The sequence below is a fragment of the Pseudomonas sp. GW821-FHT04D07 genome (genome assembly GCF_059420225.1).
In genome coordinates, this window is sequence record NZ_JBWKTH010000011.1 from 97,635 (window position 1) to 114,889 (window position 17,255).

A 17,255-nucleotide genomic window follows, 5' to 3' on the forward strand; every position below is an offset into this window, starting at 1 on the left:
GCTCTAACCAACTGAGCTACGTGCCTGCTGTAGGGCGACATTTTGCGGATTTTCTCGCGACTGTCAACCCCTTTATTTCGCTAACCCCTTGAATATGCATATTTTTTACTGAGTATCCAGCAAACCGGCTTTTTCCCTGGGCGGCTGGCGGGGGTATTTCATCTGAGGTAGGATCAGGCCACTCGTAAAAAATATAAAACAGAGGTTGCAGGATGGCGAACACCCCCTACCCCCAGTCCTATTATGCCGCTTCGGCGAATCCGGTTCCTCAACGCCCTGCCTTGCAGAATGACGTCGAGACCGATGTGTGCGTGATCGGCGCCGGTTATACCGGGCTGTCCAGCGCATTGTTCCTGCTGGAGAACGGTTTCCGGGTCACGGTAGTGGAGGCCGCCAAGGTCGGTTTCGGCGCGTCGGGCCGCAACGGCGGGCAGATCGTCAACAGCTACAGCCGCGACATCGATGTCATCGAGCGCAGCGTTGGCCCCAAACAGGCACAGTTGCTCGGGCAGATGGCCTTCGAAGGGGCCCGGATCATTCGCGAGCGCGTGGCCAAGTACAACATCCAGTGCGACCTCAAGGACGGCGGCGTATTTGCTGCTATTACCAAGAAGCAGATGGGCCATCTCGAATCCCAGAAAAAGCTCTGGGAGCGCTTCGGCCATACCCAACTCGAACTGCTGGACGCGCGCCGTATTCGTGAAGTGGTCGGCTGCGACCAGTACCTGGGCGGCATGCTCGACATGAGCGGCGGCCATATCCATCCGCTGAACCTGGCGCTGGGCGAAGCGGCCGCGGTCGAGTCGCTGGGCGGGATGATCTACGAACAGTCGCCGGCAGTGCGCATCGAACGCGGCGCCAACCCCGTGGTGCATACGCCACAAGGCAAGGTCAGGGCCAAATTCATTATCGTCGCCGGCAACGCCTACCTGGGTAACCTGGTGCCGGAACTGTCCGCCAAGTCGATGCCTTGCGGTACCCAGGTGATCACCACCGAACCCCTGAGCGATGCGCTGGCAAAATCGCTGCTGCCCCAGGACTACTGCGTCGAGGACTGCAACTACCTGCTGGACTACTACCGTCTTTCCGGGGACAAGCGTCTGATCTTCGGCGGCGGCGTGGTGTATGGCGCACGGGACCCGGCCAATATCGAGGCGATCATCCGGCCAAAAATGCTCAAGGCCTTCCCGCAACTCAAGGATGTGAAGATCGACTACGCCTGGACCGGCAACTTCCTGCTGACGCTGTCGCGCCTGCCGCAGGTCGGTCGCCTGGGGGACAATATCTATTACTCCCAGGGCTGCAGCGGTCATGGCGTGACCTACACCCACCTGGCGGGGAAGGTGCTGGCCGAAGCGCTGCGCGGCCAGGCCGAGCGCTTCGACGCCTTTGCCGACCTGCCGCACTACCCTTTCCCCGGTGGCCAGTTACTGCGCACGCCGTTCACCGCCCTGGGAGCCTGGTATTACACGCTGCGGGACAAGCTGGGGGTTTAAACCCCACAGCCTGATGCAAACATTGCCGTCAGTGCCCGGCCAAGGCCTTGGTGGCCTGGGCCGCAGCCTGTTCCTGACCGGCCTGGGCCAGGTCGTTGGCGGCTTTCAACCAGCGTTGCCGATCGACCTGGGCCGGCAATTGCGTTGGCGCCTGGATCAGTACCGCCCAACTCCCGGCATCCTCCCAGGCCGAAGCAAACGCGCTGAACTTCATCGGCGTTCGAGGATGCATGCCCGAGCGCAACAGTACGGTCTGCTTGGTTCGGTTGTAACCGACCAGTACCGCATAGCGCGGGGTCGACCAGACCCGGCCCTCGCTGAACCGCACCATTACCGGATAGCCGGCCGCCACCTGGGCCAGCAACGCCGACAACTCAGGGTCGAGCGGATACACCACCATGCCGTACTCACGGGCCAGGACCTGCATGTTGCGCTCAAGACCGTCCTCGGCCCCCGGTAACTTCAGCGGTTTCTCCAGCAACCCCGGGGTCACGCTGACACTCTGCTGCGACAGCATGGTGGCCAGGGCCATGGTGCCGCCTTGATAGGCCTCCCCACGGAAGAACGGCACCGCATTGAGCTCAACCCGCTCCGGCAGGCGCTGGACGCCTGGCGCAACACCGCCGGCACACCCACCCAACCCCAGCAACAATGCGCCCACCAGCCACAAGCGCCGCCCCGATACCCTTCGCAAACTTGTTGATCCCTTGAACATCTTCACTCTCTTGGTCAATCGCCAGGTCGCTCAACACCTGGCAGGGCCCCTGATCATAGGTCGCGCGCCGACGAGGGTATAGCCTTTCGTTACAGATTGCCTGAGGCGATAGAGCGAAATGACTGGCCCCACACGACCTTTGGTCAATGGACTGAAACACAGCAGCGTCTAGACTGAACCTGGAAAGAGGAAGTGAGTGAGCCTGAACGGGCGAAGGAGGCACTGATGAGCCTTGTAGCGATAATTGCATTGTTGGTGCTCGGCTGGGTAACCGTCGCAGCGGCCATGTTATGGGGAGTACTGAGAATCTCCCGCCGCCATCACCACCCTGCCCTGCCTGCGCAACCCACAGCCAGTGAACAACCCCAAGCCCGGGCCGCCACCGCCCACTGACAGGCTTTCAACGAGAATGGCCGCCTGAATCCAGGCGGCCTTTTTATTGACCCGCCAGGTATCAGCCTTCTGCCACCTGACGCCTGTGCCGGGCACGTCGGGCCAGCATGTTCAAACCTTCAATCATCGCGGAGAAGGTCATGGCCGCGTAGACATAGCCCTTGGGCACATGGGCACCGAAACCTTCGGCGATCAAGGTCATACCGATCATGATCAGGAAGCCCAGGGCCAGCATCACCACCGTCGGGTGGTCATTGATGAACTTCGCCAACGGCTCGGATGCCAGCAACATCACCAGCACCGCCACCACCACCGCGAGCACCATGATCGGCAGGTGCTCGGTCATGCCCACGGCGGTGATGATGCTGTCGATGGAAAAGACCATATCGAGCATCAGAATCTGACCGATCGCCGCGGCGAAACCCAGGGAGATACCGGCCGTGCTGTCTTCAGCCGCCTTGGCCTCGGGGTCCATGCTGTGATGAATCTCGGTGGTGGCCTTCCACACCAGGAACAGGCCACCAGCAATCAGGATCATGTCCTTCCAGGAAAACGCCTGGCCGAACACCTCGATCACCGGCGCGGTGAGCTTGACGATGTAGGCGATGGTGCCCAACAAGCCCAGGCGCAGGATCAAAGCCATGCCGATGCCGATACGCCGGGCCTTGGTGCGAAACTGCGCCGGCAGCTTGTTGGTCAGGATCGAGATGAAGATCAGGTTGTCGATGCCCAGCACGATTTCCATGACGATCAGCGTCGCCAGGGCAATCCAGGCGGTGGGGCTGACGGCGAGTTGCAACAGGTATTCCATGGTTCAGTCCTGATTCCGGGGGAAGGCGGCCACGTCCTGGCCCACCAATAGCGGGCTATTCTAAGGAAGCTAATACTTCAGGAAAATTCGTATTTTTAAGCGCTATACTTCGGTTTTAACGAACTGAATAGTGCCCGATGCTCAACTATCGCCAACTTCACTATTTCTGGGTCGTGGCCAGGACCGGGAGTATCGTCAGGGCCTGCGAGCAGTTGAACCTGACGCCGCAAACCATCAGCGGGCAGATCAGCCTGCTGGAACAGAGCTTCGGCGTGGAGCTGTTTCGCAAGGTCGGGCGGCAGTTGGAACTGACCGAGGCCGGGCGCCAGACCCTACCCTACGCCGAGCAGATGTTCCAACTGGGCAACGAACTGGAAGCCATGTTACGCACCCAGCCGAATGAGCAGCAGCGGCTGCTGCGGGTCGGCGTCGCGGATGTGGTGCCCAAATCCATCGTCTACCGCCTGATCGCACCGACCATGGAGCTGGATGAACCGATCCGCATCACCTGCCGCGAAGACAAACTCGAACGCCTGCTCGCCGACCTGGCGATCCAGCGCCTGGACCTGGTGATTTCCGACAGCCCCATGCCCAGCCATCTGGACATCAAGGGTTATAGCCAGAAACTGGGGGAGTGCGGGATCAGCTTCTTCGCCACGGCTTCACTGGCGGCGCGCCATGCCGATGATTTCCCGCGCTGCCTGCACGCTGCCCCGCTGCTGATTCCCGGACAGGAAAGCATGGTACGCAGCCGGCTCCTGCGCTGGTTTGCCGAACAACAGTTGCACCCGAGGATTGTCGGTGAGTTCGACGACAGCGCCCTGATGCAGGCATTCGGCCAATCCGGCAGCGGGATTTTCATCGCGCCCAGCGTGATTGCCGAGGAAGTGTGCCGACAATATGGTGTCGAGATGATCGGCCAAACGGAGGCGGTGAGCGAGTCGTTCTACGCGATCTCGGTGGAACGCAAGGTCAAGCACCCCGGTATTGTCGCTATTACCGAGGGCGCTCGACGCGAGCTGTTTACCACCCTGGAAGACTAAGCACTGACCGTGCGCGATTTGGCGCTCATCAGCGCCAGCAGGATCGACGGCAGGATAAAACCGGCGGCGGTAAAACCGAGGCTGCCCAGACCCAGGTTGTCGATCACCCGACCACCCACCAGCGCGCCCAGGCCAATCCCCAGGTTGGCGCCGGCAATGTTCAGCGACGCGGCAAAGGCCGGCGCATGGGGGGCGACCTTCATCAGGCGGACATGGCTGACCAGGAACAGCGCCGCCTGGGTCACGCCCCAAACGCCCATGGCGACTGCCAGCCGAGGGTGGAGTGAATGCTCGGCACCAGGGCCACCATGCCGCCAATCATGAAAGTGCAAAAGACCATCGAAGCGATCAGCGGATGGCGATCAACCATACGTCTAACAGAAGGTTTGTGGCAAGCGGGCAGGCCCGCTCGCCACAAGGTCTCACCGGTCAGTCAGGTTTGAACCGGTATCAGCTCGTACGAAATCAGAACGCGCCCATGTAGTCACGCTTGCCGATTTCTACGCCGTTATGGCGCAGGATCGCGTAGGCAGTGGTCACGTGGAAGAAGAACTGTGGCAGGCCGTAGCTCAGCAGGTAGGCCTGGCCAGTGAAGCGCTTCTCTTTCGGGGTGCCCGGACGGGTCACGATCTCGATGCCTTCCTTGCCGTCGATCTGGGCCGGGGTGATGCTGTCGAGGTGAGCCAGCACCTTGCTGATCAACGCCTGCAATTCGGCGAAGGTGGTTTCGCTGTCCGGGTAGGACGGCACTTCGATCTCGGCCAGACGCGAAGAAACGCCCTTGGCGAAGTCGACCGCGATCTGCACCTGGCGGTTCAGCGCGAACATGTCGGGGGCCAGACGGGCTTGTACGAAAACGCTCGGTTCGATGTTCTTCGCCACCGCATGGGCTTCGGCCTTGTTCAGAACGTCGCTCAAGGCATTGAGCATTTGTTTGAAAACCGGAATGGAAGCTGCGTACAGGGAAATGGTCATGAGGATCTCGCAGTGAAAATGGCAGGAGTGACGCTGGGCGATTATAGCCAGGGTCAAGGCCATCGCGGCTTGTCTTTTTACGGCTGAAGGCCCTACGCTTACGACCTTTCAACGCACAGGGAAACGCACAATGGGCAGCGAACAAGAGACTTCCGTCGATCAGCCACAATTGAACAGCACGGAAATCCGCATCCTGGGCTCCCTGATCGAAAAACAGGCCACCAGCCCGGAAACCTATCCCCTGACCCTCAATGCCCTGGTCCTGGCCTGCAACCAGAAAACCAGCCGCGAACCGGTGACGAACCTCAACCAGGGCCAGGTCGGCCAAAGCCTGCGTGCCCTTGAAGGGCGCGGCTTCACTCGCCTGGTCATGGGCAGCCGTGCCGATCGCTGGGAGCATCGGGTCGAAAAAGCGCTGGAACTGGTACCCGCCCAGGTGGTGCTGATCGGCCTGCTGTTCCTGCGCGGTCCGCAGACAGTCAACGAACTGCTGACCCGCAGCGGTCGGATGCATGATTTCGAAGACAGCGAACAGGTCGTGCACCAGTTGGAGCGCCTGATTGCCCGTGGCCTGGCCCTGCTGATTCCACGCCAGGCCGGGCAGCGGGAAGACCGCTACACCCACGCCCTGGGCGACCCGGCGGATATCGAGACGATCCTCGCGGCCCGTCAGCAAGGAGCGGAGCGCAGTGTGGCCGGCGCGGTGTCCGTGGAGCGCATCGAAGAACTGGAAGCCCGGATCGCCGCGCTTGAAGAACGTCTGGCGCGATTGGAATAGCTATTCAGCTGCGCGCAAACGCCACCGCCTTCTGGAACTGTTCGTCATCCGGCCGTACGCCGGTGTACAGCACGAACTGTTCCAGCGCCTGGATGGCAATCACCTCAAGCCCGGTGATCACCCGCTTGCCCTGGGCCCTTCCGCGCAGAATCAGCGGGGTTTCCGAGGGCACCGCGACCACATCGAACAGGGTGTCGGCCGCATCCACCGCCGCGGCCTCGAAGGCCAGTTGATCCGCCTCCGGGCCGCCGCTCATGCCGATCGGCGTGACATTGACCAGCATTTGCGGGCGCAACGCCCCCAACTGCGCCTGCCATTCATAACCGCAACTCTGTGCCAGCGCCCTGCCCGCCACTTCGTTGCGGGCCACGATCACGCCCTGGCGGTAACCGCCGTCACGCAGGGCCGAGGCCACGGCCTTGGCCATGCCGCCGCTACCGCGCAAGGCGAAGCTGATGTCCTTGGGCACCGCATGGGTCTCGAGCAACTGCGCAATGGCGATGTAATCGGTGTTATAGGCCTTCAGGTGGCCGGCGGTATTGACGATGGTGTTGATGGACTGAATCGCCGCGGCGGACGCATCCAGCTCATCGACCAAGGCGATGCACGCCTCCTTGAATGGCATCGACACCCCACAGCCGCGAATGCCCAGGGCCCGAATCCCAGCGACCGCGCCGGGCAGGTCCTGGCTACTGAAGGCCTTGTAGTAAAAGTTCAGGCCTAGTTGCTCATAAAGATGATTGTGGAAACGCAAACCGAAATTCCCGGGGCACCCCGACAACGACATGCATAATTGGGTGTCTTTGTTGGGGTTCATCTGCATGTTTCATCTCCTGATGGGTGTTTTCGGACAAATGGGATTAGGCATTTACCCCACTTTCGTCGATCATAGCGACCAGCTGCAAGGCTCTGGCACCTGCGCTCGGATGCCTGTCAAAGAAGCCGCGCCAAGAACCTTACACAAAATTTACTCAACGGCTGGGCAATTTTTCAGAAAGTCGTTGTCATAGAAGTATCCCCGCGACAGTCCTTGAGTCTATTGCAGACAACAAGCGCTGGGGTTGGAACCCGAGGAATAATCATGATTCGTACAATCCCCAAGATAGCCTTGCTCATTGGTGCACTCGCTGTCGCAGGTCAGGCCTCTGCCCACGGTGGCAACTGGGTCGGCCCTGCCTTGTTGGGTGGCGTGATCGGCGGAGCCATCGTCGGTTCGATGGTAAGCCGCCCGGCTTACGTTGAGCAGCCGGTATATGTGCAACCGGCCCCGGTTTATGTGCAGCAACCACCTCCGGTCTACTACCAACCCGCACCGGTCTATGTACAACCCGCTCCAGTCTATGTCCAGGGTGGTTACTATGGCCGTCCGGTGTACTACGGCCACCCGCATCATTACTACGGCGGTGGTCCACGCTGGTAATCGACAGGCAGAACACCCAGGCCCTGCTCGCAAGAGCGGGGCTTTTTTTGCCTGATCCGCGCACGAATGTCTGAATTGCGCTATCAAAGGTCGCTGGCAAGACAACCGCCCGCCCTCGATAAAAGGCATGATGTGACCTGTCGTCGCCCAGGATGGGCATTAACACGACTGTCATATTTATGCCATGCCCGATCAGCAAGATCTGGCTGACTGATAAGAACAAGGACGAGTCATGCCTACACAAAACCCGCACCGCACCGCCGGCCTCTGCACTTCCAGCAAGGTCTACAGCGCCCTTACCGAGCTCAAGCAGCTCGAAGGCCACCGCACGGCCAAATTTCTCTCGTTGCTGGCCGAAAACCTGGTCCACAAGGGGCTGTTGAATGAGCAGGAAGTATTGAAGATGCTCGATCAGGTCGTCGACTGACGCACTCTATTGCAGCCAGTCGATCTCGTCGATGTCCACTATCGAGCGCGATGATTTTCCTCAGACCGGACCGGGCCTTAAGGTAGCTCCACAGATTGATGGAGGTCCTCATGGCCAAGGTACAAATCATGTCGGTTATCGGCAGCGCCGTTCCCGCCTCGCTCAGAGAGCTGGGCCTGCTCGCCTGCTGGTACCTGGTTCGAGACGGTGTACCGATCAGCGGACCGTTCACCTCGCTACCGGCGGCCAAGGCTTCGTCACAAAGCATCAACCTGCATGCACTGAACGCCTGAGCGGCCCAAGATTCCCGAAAACGTGCGTTGCTCCGCACACCCCTTTGCCCGCATTCGTTGCGGGCTTTTTTATGGGCCAGCGCTAATCAACCACGCTCGGCCAGTGCGGCATTGACCTGGGCCCGGTGGGTGAGCTTCTGCAAGCGTTTCTCCAACTCGATCATCACCACGCGGTCGCTACGCCCACTTTCCAGCTCGTCGATCAGCGCCTGGGTGACCTGGCGCAGCTCATGGCTGATGACGATCCGGTCGTCGTTCAGGTCGTGCTTGTGCGACTCGAACAGGCGCTGCAGGAAATCCTCGAGGGTACGCTGGCAGCGATGCCGGTCCGTGGCCCGCAAGTGAGCCAGGTTGGCGCTGATACGCCCCAACAGGTCCAGCAGTTCGATGCCGAAATAGTGCAACCGCCGCGCGTAACCCACCTCACGCTCACGGCATTGCTTGCGCTGCTCCTGGAACTCCTGTTTGCGCTGGATCGCCGGCACACTGATGGCCACCATCAGGCCGACCACCAGGCCCACGGCCTGGATCCAGCCGTACCAGTCCGCCGATTTAGGGAAGAAGGCGAACCCCAGCAACAGCACCGCCACCATTCCCGCCCAGACCACCATGGGCAGGTAATCCCTGCTGATCAAACCCTTCGGCATTGCCAGACTCCTGAGTCATTGGATCGCGCCGGTTACGCCGCAAGTACCGATGCTAATCGGTGCGCGAGGCCCACACCACCACGTATCAGGCCGGATACACAATTAAATAGCCATCACTCAGGGAAAACCTTAAATTCTTCTTACTTTTTAAGGGTTTTTTACCGCCACTCGAAGAACACGGATAGGCGAACAGCTCATGTGCGAATCGTACGCCGAGCTGAATGTGCAGCCCTGGCCGTATGACCGAAGCACCGATTTCACTCGCTGCCTCTCAGTGCTTCCAGCGACCCGCTCAAGCGCCTGAATAGTGCTCAGTGGAGCAATTACTGTCGCAGGTAGGCGAACATGTGCTGTACGTAATCGGCTTTCCCGAGGGGTACGTCGTTATGGCGCAGGATGTTATATGCCGTGATTAGGTGAACGTAGAACTGTGGCGTGGCCCAGTTCACCGCGTATTCACTACCGGTCATATCGAAAGCTATGCCATTTGGTAACTCAATCACGATTTGGCGCTCCGCGCCTTCATCAATCTGGGTGCGATCCGCCGAAGCAAGAACTGCCAGAGCAGCCTCGATCAGCGCCTTCGCTGCAGCAAAGTTTTCGGGAGGATCAAGCGATTGCAATGGCTGTTTTGCAAGCCGCCGAACAGCCTCCCGCGCCTGAGTACAAGCATACTGAACTTGCCGGGCCAGATCGTGCATATCTGGTGCAAGCCGTGACTCAAGTAGAACTTGCGGATCGTAGCCGCGCTCACGAGCGTAAGTCTCGCCCGTAGACAGCATGGATGATAAGGATCGCAACATCTGCGCGAAACAGGGGATGGTAACTGCGTCGACCGACATGGCTTTTCCCTAAGTAGTCATTCAATCCGGGCACAGGCGATTTACCTTTCTCGTTATCGCCTAGCGCCCTGAATCCTAGCAGATCGCTGCACTTCGACGGCTAACAGCAATTTCCTCTTATCCGACACCACTCGCATGCACTCCCCTCCGCGCCCAACGGCAACCAGCCGAGCATGGGGCTGCCCTACCAGGAAGAGCGCGAAACGTATTGACAGATGGGCGCTTCAAGGTTTTTTCGATTCATCAATAACTATGTCCTGGTCATGCTGAAAAATTATTTCTTTCAGCTGTTTTACCGGATCGAAAAGAGGATCTGCAAGGGGAGCTGGATTGTTCTCCAAGTCCAGCAGTAAACCATCTATACGGCTCCGGCTTAGCCTGTTGCTACGCCACTTCCTTTCAAATCCTCCGGAAGCTGACAAACCGGATAAAGCGGCTGCAACTGCCGTCAGAGTAGACGCGATTATTTTAAAGCGATCCGGCTCTGCTTGGATAATGGCTCCCGCTGCGATACTGCAAATGATTGTCCCGAAAACTGCAACGTGGTGCGCCACACTCCACCACTTCTGGCCCTTTAGATAAAAGCCGTGCCATTTTTTGCACTCGTCTTTCAGTGCTGAGCTTTCCATTTCTACCTCCTTGAGCCAATCGCGTTGCGGATTGGTTCCCACTATTCCGTGGCGAGTTGTCAGCCTAGACACATTTATTGCGCCCTCTAATATCGATTTCTGCTGAGGTTTATTCCGATGAACATAGAAAACAAAGTCGCGTCAAACATCCAGGCAGCGCTCGATTAATCCCGTAACTTCGCCACGACCAAACCGAACATCGGGCTGACTGAAAAAGAGCATATCGAGGGCCTGGCAAACCTGTTGGAACGGACGGTCGCCGGGCGTGATGCCTTGCAACGGCACCTGGACGCAGCGGATCAGCGGACGAACCAGATTGAAGGGTTGTCGCGGCAGTTCTCCAAGACCGCACACGGCAGTTTTCTGGATGACGGCCACACACTGACCACCATCCTGCAAGAGCCTCGCTTGATTAGCTGGAACAAGCAAACAGGCAAGATCAAGGTCTCCGCCAAAGGACGCCACTACATTTGACTTGCCTTCAAAGGTCGTCTGGGTGCGTAAGGAGTCCATCTGCCCCCCCACTCCCTCCCCTTCAAAGTCAGCCGCTATAGCGGCCAAGGAATCGTCAGGCTCAAGGCGCTTACGCGAGGACGGTGATGCTGAACAGTCGCGCCTTGGGCGCCCTGGCCAATGCAGAGGAGATGGCCAGGGCGCGCGACGATGACCTTCGGCGCGTCCGAAAGTCATCTCAATACGTGTTCCAGCCATCAGGAAGCTCCGAATACATCAGGCGCGTCGCGACCCCATCCAGTCACTTCGCCAAGGCCCTGGAAGCCCTGAAAATAAGGGGCCGCAATCCATACAACTGCCGCCATACGTACGCTACTATGTGTCTTATGGCCAGCATGAATCCAGCGTTCATCGCCGGCCAGTTAGGACATAGCGTTCAGGTCCTCCTATCGACCTATGCACGCTGGCTTAGCTCAACCACGGATTGGACCGAGATCGGGAAGCTCGAAGAGAGAATTGGTACAAAATTGGTACAAGAGTAAATTTTGTGTCAGTTAAGCCCAATATCTACAGAGGTATGGCAACTTTCTGAACTATATTCATAAAATGTAACGCTTTTTTTAGAACGACCCGTTGCCAACGGTTTACCCATTATTTTTTGCGAGTCCATCCGCGTGAACATTCGTCATTCCATTTTCGGCCTGGTTTTTGTCCTGGCAGGCGCCGTTATCACCCCCAGCGTAGAAGCCCGCGAAACCGTCTCCGCGCCCCGCGACACCAGTCATTTGCAAGTCGCTTCCGGCAGCGCCCTGGTCGTCGACCTGCAAACCAACAAGACCCTTTACTCCAGCAACCCGGACGTGATCGTGCCAATCGCTTCGGTGACCAAGCTGATGACCGCCATGGTGGTACTGGACGCCAAGCTGCCGATGGACCAGTACATCTCGGTGAACATCGCCGATACCCCGGAAATGAAAGGCGTGTTTTCCCGGGTAAAACTCAACAGCGAGCTGCCACGCAAGGAAATGCTGCTGATCGCCCTGATGTCGTCGGAAAACCGGGCGGCGGCCAGTCTCGCCCACCACTACCCGGGCGGTTATGCGGCTTTTATCGCGGCGATGAACGCCAAGGCCAGGTCCCTGGGCATGATCAACACCCATTATGTGGAGCCCACCGGTCTGTCGATCCACAACGTCTCCACCGCCCGCGACCTCAGCAAGCTGCTGATGGCCGCACGTCACTATCCGATGCTGAGCGAGCTGAGCACCACCAAGGAAAAGACCGTGGCGTTCCGCAAGCCCAACTACAGCCTGGGCTTTCACAACACCGACCATCTGGTCAATAAAGCCAACTGGGACATCAAGATCACCAAGACCGGCTTTACCAACCAGGCCGGCCATTGCCTGGTGCTCGTCACCAACATGGGCGGCCGCCCGGTGGCCCTGGTGATTCTCGACGCATTCGGCAAGTACACCCATTTCGCCGATGCCAGCCGGATTCGCAACTGGATCGAAACCGGCAAGAGCGGCGGCGTGCCGGATGTGGCCTTGCGCTACAAGGCCGACAAGAACCTCAAGAGCCGCGCCCAAGCGGCAAAGTAAGCCCTGATAACGTGGCCCGATTCTTCGGGCCACGTGCTGTCGTGCTTGAGTGCCTGTTCCTGCGCGCCTATCACCTGGCTGAACTGGGCCCGTCAGTCTGCCTCGCTGGCAGCGATGTGACTTCGACTGCCTTGCTCGATCCGCCGCAAGCAGAGTCAAACCCACCGCCATAAGTCCAAAGGTGCCGCCGCGCGCCCAAACCGGCATAATCGCGCTCCGCCTCCGTCGTACAGGACGTCATCCGTGAGCGCCGCCCGCACCCCACCCCGCGAAAGCAAAAACATCGGTCGTCTGCTGCTTGAGCTGCTGGGGCAGCTTCTGGTACTGCTGGTGCCGATGTTCTTCGTGACGATCCTCCCGCCATTCCTCGCCCTGGCCGTGGTCCTCGCCTGCGCCGGGGCGATGTGGGCCTGCGTGAAACTCGGCTGGCCCAAAGGCGGACGGGCCTTTGCCCGGCTGATGATCTCGGCAGTCTTCGGCCTGGGTTTCAGCCTCGGGCGAGCACTGCCCGAATACTGGAATATCGCCGCCGCGGTCCTGACGATTTTCCCCGGGCTGGCTTGCGTGAGCATTTGGGAAAGGCGCCTGGGCCTGGTCAAACCCAGCACGGAAAACCCACCCCCCGGCAACGGGGCCAGTGCCTGGGGTGGCCAGGAGCCAACGCTGACGCCCGAAGGCGAGCCGATCCGGGTATTCAATCAGGGCGAAATCGCCATGGGTGGCCCGGTGATGTGCGACTACCTGTTTCCCGACGGCATCCTGCTCGAAGGGCTCGGCGCCTCGGCGCGCTTTTCCAGTGACGCCCGCTACTTCGCTGCGCCCATTCCGTCGCGCAGCAGTTGGGGCCTGGTAATCCTCGACCGTCCCTTGCGTCGCCTCTATCGCTGCCAGGCCGACCAGTTCTGGGAGCTGGACACCTTCAACGAGCAAGGCCTGGGCGGGCGTTACAGCCCGCTGGTGGACAACGGCTCCCACCAGCAGTCCGTCGAAGACTTGTTGCAAGACGCCGAAGCCATCGACCTGCTCCCGGTCAGCGATCTCTGGCTGGAACCGGGGAACTGGCAACAAGCCCAGGCCCAGCAACAGATCGAATCCCGCTCCCCCGATGGCCAACATCTTCTGGAAGGCCAACTGACCCTGCCCGTCAACCTGCGGGAACTGGAGCAACCGACCGAACCGGTCAAGCATCCTGATTACCGCCTCAGCCTCGATGGCGTGCCCTCGCCCTTGCTGATCACGGCCCAGACGCCGATCGTCTGGAGCGCGGACAGCCGCAGCCTGGTCTGTATCGCCAACACACGCGGACCAGCAGAGCCGCAGCGGGCGCTCTGGCTCTGGCGGCAGAACCTTGGCTGGCGCGCCCTGCGCAGTCCCTGGAGCGCCGCCGACCGCGGTCCCAGCGGATACTGGAGCCAACCGCTGGCGCTGGACGAGCAGCAGGTCTGGCTGGAAAGCGAACTGCCGCTGTCGCAACCCGACAATGGACATTACGGCTACCAGTTGCACAGTATCCACAGCGACTCACACATCCTGGTCGGCCACGGCCCTCTGGGCCGCGAACAGACTGCCGAATGGAACAGGCCGCGCATCCGCCTGATCCTGCCGCTGGACAGCGACGGCAGCGCGGCAAGCGTAAGCATTGAATCAGAGCCACTGGCCGATGGCCGCCGTGCCCGCTTCAACCAGGTCCAGGTCGACCAGGGCGAATCCGTCGGCTACCAGTGCCAGATCGGCGACTGGACCCTGCCCGGCCTCTGGCGCCTGGATCATCGCGTGAGCGACTGCTCCCACTATCTCGCACTGCTGCCGTTTGCCCTGTATCCGGCGGTGTCCAACTGTGCGGTGGTGGCCGATCCCCGGCAACGTCGACTGATCGACAGTCCGCCGATGCGGGTAGCCGCCCTGGTGGATTTCAGGGCCACGACACTGAGCGTTGCGGTGATTGTCGGGCGCTTGCCCCGGGACGTCGCCAGCACGCCGCTGCAACGCTTTACCGAAGCGGCGCCTGAAGCCTCCCAGGCCGCCGAGTTCTGCCGATACCGCGAAGCCTCGCGCCTCTACTACGAGCTGCGCAGACTGCAATTGAGTGCCAACGACCTGCAAGGCTTGCCCGCCTGGCGTTTGGTTCAGCAGCCACAGATCGCCACCGCCGAAGGCGAGTTTATCCAGCCCTCCCCGACCGGCGAGGACGCCGCCTGGCTGTTCGGCACCAGCACCGAATACGGCGATGACCTGGGCCGTGGCCAAACCGCTCGCCTGGGCGGGCACCTGCTGACCGCTTCCGGCTGCGCCCTGTCGGACCTGGCGCCCTCCATGGCCTGGTCGCCAAAGGGGCGTTACCTGGCGCTGACCCGACTGTATCTCGATCACCGCGACTTCGCCGACAGCTACAATCGCCGCGCCTGGAAACTCCTGCTGCTGGACGTCGAGGCGCGCACCTTGCGCACCGCCCCTGGCTGGCTGGGCAACCGACCGCAATTTATCGACTTTGGCGGCGACGCCCTGCACTTGCGCCAGTTCGAAGCGGACTGGGACCTGCGGGATGGCTCCGACCCGGGCATTCGTGTGAAGATCGCCTTGAAAGAGATACTGGAATGGCCGTTCGAACGCTTGCAGCCGCAAGCAGACCTCTGGCTGACAGCAACAGCGGTGGCTCATGCCCAGGCTTGGCAAAACCTGGAAATACCGGAACCGCTTCGGCTTCTGCAGGAAAACGCTACGCTTCAGACCAGTCGCCACCCCGAATCATCCCGCAGCGGACCCACTCATGAGTAAATCGTCCCCAACCCCCCCCGATGACAAGGCCCCCTACTTCTGGCGGGATGAACGCCTGCCCTTCATCGAGGCCCGCTCGATCCAGGACGGTCGCAAGGTCTGCTATTCCCGGCATTCCCACGAACACTTCTCGATCGGTGCGATCACCCAAGGCCAGAGCACCTATATCAACGAGCAGAACCAGTGGCGCGTCGCAGCCGGCACCGTGGTACTCATGAATCCGGGAGAGGTGCATGCCTGCAACCCCATCGAAGACCAGCCCTGGGCCTATCGCATGTTCTATGTCGAAATGGCCTGGCTGACGTCGCTGCAACATGAACTGGGGTTCAGCCCGGATCTGGATTTCCGGGCCTTTTCCACACCCCACACCAGCGATCCGGCACTCTACGATGGCTTGAACAGCCTGTACGAAACCCTGGTGGACGACAACCTCGCGCTGCTGGAAAAACAGTGCGCCCTGGTCGAGTTCTTCACCCTGCTGCAGCACCGCTTGAACCCGGCGCCACGACCGGCCCGGGAGATCAACCAGAAGCTCGAGCGGGCCGCGGCCTATATTCACAAACACTGCACCGAAGCCCTGAAGCTGGAGGACATCTGCGAAGCCGCGCAGTTGTCGGCGTCCTACCTGACCCGTGCCTTCAAGCAGCATTACGGGATGACGCCCCACGCGTTCCTGGTCAACCGACGCATCCAGTACGCGCGTAACCAGCTGCGTCGTGGCGGTCTGATCGCCGACGTCGCGCTGGAGGCCGGCTTCGCCGACCAGGCGCATTTCCAGCGGGCCTTCAAGCAACACCTGGCCGCGACACCGGGGCAATATCGCGGTTGATCCGCCTCAAGGCAGCAACAGGTAAATCGCACTGAGTGCCAGCAGCAAGGCCATCAGCCGGTTGAACAGGCGCATGCCCTTGGGGTTGTCCAGATAGTGACGTAAAAAGGTCCCGGCGAACGCCCAACAGGCAATCGAGCCATAGCAGATCACGAAATACACCGCCGCGAACTGCCACACCAGATGCGCCTCGCCATTGGCCACAAATGCACCCATCCCCGCTACGCAGGCCAGCCAGGCCTTGGGGTTGAGCCACTGCATCACCGCACCGACCGTCATCGTCGGGTGTTTGCCGGGCTGGCGGGTATTCAGGCCACCATCGTCGACTGCCAGCTTCCAGGCCATGTACAACAGGAACGCCACCCCGGCCAACTGGATCCCCCGGGTCAGGCTCGGCACGAACAGCAGCAGTTCATTCAACCCAAGGCCGATCAACACCAGCAACAGGGTGAAGCCCAGGGTCGCGCCGGTCACGTGCCTCATACTGGCACGCCAGCCAAACTGCGCACCGGCACTCAGCGCCACGATATTGACCGGGCCGGGGGTGATGGAAGAGGCCAGCGCAAAGGCCGCCATGGAAACAAGGATGCTCATCGTCTACCTTCTGCATGAATGGATATCGACGCTGAAGGTACCCATGCGCACGGGGCGCGGTATTGAAGAAAACTCCCCTGTACAGCCTTTTGCCCACAGGCGAAATGTTTCATCCAGCAAAACGCTCAAGCGGCGTAAGATGGACAAGGTATTATTCGTGCATCGCATCCAGCCTGGGGAAACCGAACCATGAAGCCGAACCTCGTCAAAGCCGCGCTGGTGCTGAGCGCCCTGCTGTTGGGCGCCTGCTCCGGCACGAGCACGATGACCAGCAACAGCGCCTGCTATACCGAAAGCTGTAATCAACATTATGACAGCCACCCCGTCACCCAGAGTTTTGGCGGCTCGAACCTGGGCAGCAGCTTCCGTGAGTACGGCACCAGCATGCTGCGCGACTAAGCTCAATCGCGAGTCATCGACTGGCTGCATCCCCGGCAGCCACGTTGATTTGCGCGCAAAAAGCCAGGCCCGGTCCTGCTATTCCATAGGAAATGTCCGACTTTCCACTCCATAGCTTTGCGTCGATTATCTGAA

At 60.2% G+C, this 17,255-nt stretch carries 20 protein-coding genes, 1 tRNA gene and 1 pseudogene (1 of these 22 only partly in view); 11 read left to right on the forward strand and 11 right to left on the reverse strand.

Annotated elements, in window-relative coordinates:
- Positions 1 to 26 (reverse strand) — tRNA-Val (locus tag AC07T0_RS15520); it reaches 151 nt to the left of the window's first position.
- 186 nt (positions 27 to 212) lie between these two features.
- Between AC07T0_RS15520 and AC07T0_RS15525 the strand changes: the two genes are divergently transcribed.
- Complete coding sequence (locus AC07T0_RS15525) at positions 213 to 1,496, forward strand: NAD(P)/FAD-dependent oxidoreductase (RefSeq protein WP_495002020.1); 1,284 nt, start codon at positions 213 to 215, stop codon at positions 1,494 to 1,496.
- 28 nt (positions 1,497 to 1,524) lie between these two features.
- Here the strand turns inward: AC07T0_RS15525 and AC07T0_RS15530 are convergent, their stop codons facing one another.
- Positions 1,525 to 2,211 (reverse strand): peptidase C39 family protein, encoded by a 687-nt coding sequence (locus tag AC07T0_RS15530; protein ID WP_495002021.1) that lies wholly within the window; start codon positions 2,209 to 2,211, stop codon positions 1,525 to 1,527.
- 454 nt (positions 2,212 to 2,665) lie between these two features.
- Positions 2,666 to 3,415, reverse strand: a complete 750-nt coding sequence (locus AC07T0_RS15535; protein ID WP_495002022.1) for a TerC family protein — start codon at positions 3,413 to 3,415, stop codon at positions 2,666 to 2,668.
- Positions 3,416 to 3,552: 137 nt separating this feature from the next.
- Here AC07T0_RS15535 and nhaR point away from each other — a divergent pair, with 137 nt between their 5' ends.
- Positions 3,553 to 4,458, forward strand: coding sequence for a transcriptional activator NhaR (gene nhaR, locus AC07T0_RS15540; RefSeq protein WP_495002023.1), 906 nt, complete (start codon positions 3,553 to 3,555; stop codon positions 4,456 to 4,458).
- Here nhaR and AC07T0_RS15545 read toward each other — a convergent pair.
- Positions 4,455 to 4,831, reverse strand: a pseudogene (locus AC07T0_RS15545) (MFS transporter); the annotation flags it as partial. The gene nhaR and the pseudogene AC07T0_RS15545 overlap by 4 nt on opposite strands.
- A 92-nt stretch (positions 4,832 to 4,923) precedes the next feature.
- On the reverse strand, positions 4,924 to 5,433 hold the full coding sequence (locus AC07T0_RS15550; protein WP_495002024.1) for a DUF1993 domain-containing protein: 510 nt from the start codon (positions 5,431 to 5,433) through the stop codon (positions 4,924 to 4,926).
- 130 nt (positions 5,434 to 5,563) lie between these two features.
- Here AC07T0_RS15550 and AC07T0_RS15555 point away from each other — a divergent pair, with 130 nt between their 5' ends.
- Positions 5,564 to 6,211: a YceH family protein gene (locus AC07T0_RS15555; RefSeq protein ID WP_495002025.1), complete on the forward strand. Its 648-nt coding sequence runs from the start codon at positions 5,564 to 5,566 to the stop codon at positions 6,209 to 6,211.
- Positions 6,212 to 6,215: 4 nt separating this feature from the next.
- Here AC07T0_RS15555 and AC07T0_RS15560 read toward each other — a convergent pair whose 3' ends face one another.
- Positions 6,216 to 7,034, reverse strand: coding sequence for a shikimate 5-dehydrogenase (locus AC07T0_RS15560; protein ID WP_495002026.1), 819 nt, complete (start codon positions 7,032 to 7,034; stop codon positions 6,216 to 6,218).
- A gap of 258 nt (positions 7,035 to 7,292) precedes the next feature.
- On the opposite strand from AC07T0_RS15560, the gene AC07T0_RS15565 reads away from it, so the two are divergent.
- From AC07T0_RS15565 to AC07T0_RS15575, 3 genes are all read left to right on the forward strand, one after another.
- Positions 7,293 to 7,631 (forward strand): hypothetical protein, encoded by a 339-nt coding sequence (locus AC07T0_RS15565; protein ID WP_495002027.1) that lies wholly within the window; start codon positions 7,293 to 7,295, stop codon positions 7,629 to 7,631.
- Between the two features lie 232 nt (positions 7,632 to 7,863).
- The gene (locus tag AC07T0_RS15570) at positions 7,864 to 8,058 is read left to right on the forward strand and encodes a hypothetical protein (protein WP_495002028.1); all 195 of its coding nucleotides are present in this window, start codon (positions 7,864 to 7,866) and stop codon (positions 8,056 to 8,058) included.
- Positions 8,059 to 8,168: 110 nt separating this feature from the next.
- Positions 8,169 to 8,351 (forward strand): hypothetical protein, encoded by a 183-nt coding sequence (locus AC07T0_RS15575; RefSeq protein WP_495002029.1) that lies wholly within the window; start codon positions 8,169 to 8,171, stop codon positions 8,349 to 8,351.
- Between the two features lie 86 nt (positions 8,352 to 8,437).
- On the opposite strand, the gene AC07T0_RS15580 is transcribed toward AC07T0_RS15575, so the two are convergent.
- The 4 genes from AC07T0_RS15580 to AC07T0_RS15595 all read right to left on the reverse strand — a co-directional run bounded on the left by AC07T0_RS15580 (position 8,438) and on the right by AC07T0_RS15595 (position 10,982).
- On the reverse strand, positions 8,438 to 8,998 hold the full coding sequence (locus AC07T0_RS15580) for a hypothetical protein (RefSeq protein ID WP_495002030.1): 561 nt from the start codon (positions 8,996 to 8,998) through the stop codon (positions 8,438 to 8,440).
- Positions 8,999 to 9,321: 323 nt separating this feature from the next.
- Positions 9,322 to 9,840 carry a DUF1993 domain-containing protein gene (locus tag AC07T0_RS15585; RefSeq protein WP_495002031.1) on the reverse strand — a complete coding sequence of 173 codons (519 nt, stop codon included), beginning with the start codon at positions 9,838 to 9,840 and terminating at the stop codon, positions 9,322 to 9,324.
- A gap of 224 nt (positions 9,841 to 10,064) precedes the next feature.
- Positions 10,065 to 10,469 carry a hypothetical protein gene (locus AC07T0_RS15590; protein WP_495002032.1) on the reverse strand — a complete coding sequence of 135 codons (405 nt, stop codon included), beginning with the start codon at positions 10,467 to 10,469 and terminating at the stop codon, positions 10,065 to 10,067.
- Positions 10,470 to 10,610: 141 nt separating this feature from the next.
- Positions 10,611 to 10,982 (reverse strand): hypothetical protein, encoded by a 372-nt coding sequence (locus tag AC07T0_RS15595; protein WP_495002033.1) that lies wholly within the window; start codon positions 10,980 to 10,982, stop codon positions 10,611 to 10,613.
- Positions 10,983 to 11,596: 614 nt separating this feature from the next.
- Between AC07T0_RS15595 and pbpG the strand changes: the two genes are divergently transcribed.
- The 3 genes from pbpG (at position 11,597) to AC07T0_RS15610 (ending at position 16,127) form a co-directional block, all read left to right on the forward strand.
- On the forward strand, positions 11,597 to 12,523 hold the full coding sequence (pbpG, locus tag AC07T0_RS15600) for a D-alanyl-D-alanine endopeptidase (protein WP_495002034.1): 927 nt from the start codon (positions 11,597 to 11,599) through the stop codon (positions 12,521 to 12,523).
- 243 nt (positions 12,524 to 12,766) lie between these two features.
- Positions 12,767 to 15,298: a hypothetical protein gene (locus AC07T0_RS15605; protein ID WP_495002035.1), complete on the forward strand. Its 2,532-nt coding sequence runs from the start codon at positions 12,767 to 12,769 to the stop codon at positions 15,296 to 15,298.
- A complete protein-coding gene (locus AC07T0_RS15610; protein ID WP_495002036.1) occupies positions 15,291 to 16,127 on the forward strand; it encodes an AraC family transcriptional regulator in 837 nt (278 codons plus the stop codon). Before AC07T0_RS15605 ends, AC07T0_RS15610 begins: the two co-directional genes overlap by 8 nt.
- A gap of 6 nt (positions 16,128 to 16,133) precedes the next feature.
- On the opposite strand, the gene AC07T0_RS15615 is transcribed toward AC07T0_RS15610, so the two are convergent.
- Entirely contained in the window at positions 16,134 to 16,721 is a 588-nt protein-coding gene (locus AC07T0_RS15615; protein ID WP_495002037.1) for a LysE family translocator, read from the reverse strand.
- On the opposite strand from AC07T0_RS15615, the gene AC07T0_RS15620 reads away from it, so the two are divergent.
- Complete coding sequence (locus AC07T0_RS15620; protein ID WP_495002038.1) at positions 16,714 to 16,914, forward strand: hypothetical protein; 201 nt, start codon at positions 16,714 to 16,716, stop codon at positions 16,912 to 16,914. The genes AC07T0_RS15615 and AC07T0_RS15620 overlap by 8 nt on opposite strands.
- Complete coding sequence (locus AC07T0_RS15625) at positions 16,911 to 17,120, forward strand: hypothetical protein (protein ID WP_177094172.1); 210 nt, start codon at positions 16,911 to 16,913, stop codon at positions 17,118 to 17,120. Before AC07T0_RS15620 ends, AC07T0_RS15625 begins: the two co-directional genes overlap by 4 nt.
- Positions 17,121 to 17,255: the final 135 nt, after the last annotated feature.

Bases quoted from the DNA above. Each gene is read 5' to 3' on its own strand.
- nhaR (WP_495002023.1), top strand. From the start codon at position 3,553: ATGCTCAACTATCGCCAACTTCACTATTTCTGGGTCGTGGCCAGGACC.
- AC07T0_RS15580 (WP_495002030.1), bottom strand. From the start codon at position 8,998: ATGCCGAAGGGTTTGATCAGCAGGGATTACCTGCCCATGGTGGTCTGG.
- AC07T0_RS15615 (WP_495002037.1), bottom strand. From the start codon at position 16,721: ATGAGCATCCTTGTTTCCATGGCGGCCTTTGCGCTGGCCTCTTCCATC.
- AC07T0_RS15610 (WP_495002036.1), top strand. From the start codon at position 15,291: ATGAGTAAATCGTCCCCAACCCCCCCCGATGACAAGGCCCCCTACTTC.
- AC07T0_RS15560 (WP_495002026.1), bottom strand. From the start codon at position 7,034: ATGCAGATGAACCCCAACAAAGACACCCAATTATGCATGTCGTTGTCG.
- AC07T0_RS15555 (WP_495002025.1), top strand. From the start codon at position 5,564: ATGGGCAGCGAACAAGAGACTTCCGTCGATCAGCCACAATTGAACAGC.
- AC07T0_RS15570 (WP_495002028.1), top strand. From the start codon at position 7,864: ATGCCTACACAAAACCCGCACCGCACCGCCGGCCTCTGCACTTCCAGC.
- AC07T0_RS15595 (WP_495002033.1), bottom strand. From the start codon at position 10,982: ATGGACTCCTTACGCACCCAGACGACCTTTGAAGGCAAGTCAAATGTA.
- AC07T0_RS15525 (WP_495002020.1), top strand. From the start codon at position 213: ATGGCGAACACCCCCTACCCCCAGTCCTATTATGCCGCTTCGGCGAAT.
- AC07T0_RS15530 (WP_495002021.1), bottom strand. From the start codon at position 2,211: ATGTTCAAGGGATCAACAAGTTTGCGAAGGGTATCGGGGCGGCGCTTG.
- AC07T0_RS15575 (WP_495002029.1), top strand. From the start codon at position 8,169: ATGGCCAAGGTACAAATCATGTCGGTTATCGGCAGCGCCGTTCCCGCC.
- AC07T0_RS15585 (WP_495002031.1), bottom strand. From the start codon at position 9,840: ATGTCGGTCGACGCAGTTACCATCCCCTGTTTCGCGCAGATGTTGCGA.
- AC07T0_RS15550 (WP_495002024.1), bottom strand. From the start codon at position 5,433: ATGACCATTTCCCTGTACGCAGCTTCCATTCCGGTTTTCAAACAAATG.
- AC07T0_RS15535 (WP_495002022.1), bottom strand. From the start codon at position 3,415: ATGGAATACCTGTTGCAACTCGCCGTCAGCCCCACCGCCTGGATTGCC.
- AC07T0_RS15620 (WP_495002038.1), top strand. From the start codon at position 16,714: ATGCTCATCGTCTACCTTCTGCATGAATGGATATCGACGCTGAAGGTA.
- AC07T0_RS15590 (WP_495002032.1), bottom strand. From the start codon at position 10,469: ATGGAAAGCTCAGCACTGAAAGACGAGTGCAAAAAATGGCACGGCTTT.
- AC07T0_RS15565 (WP_495002027.1), top strand. From the start codon at position 7,293: ATGATTCGTACAATCCCCAAGATAGCCTTGCTCATTGGTGCACTCGCT.
- AC07T0_RS15625 (WP_177094172.1), top strand. From the start codon at position 16,911: ATGAAGCCGAACCTCGTCAAAGCCGCGCTGGTGCTGAGCGCCCTGCTG.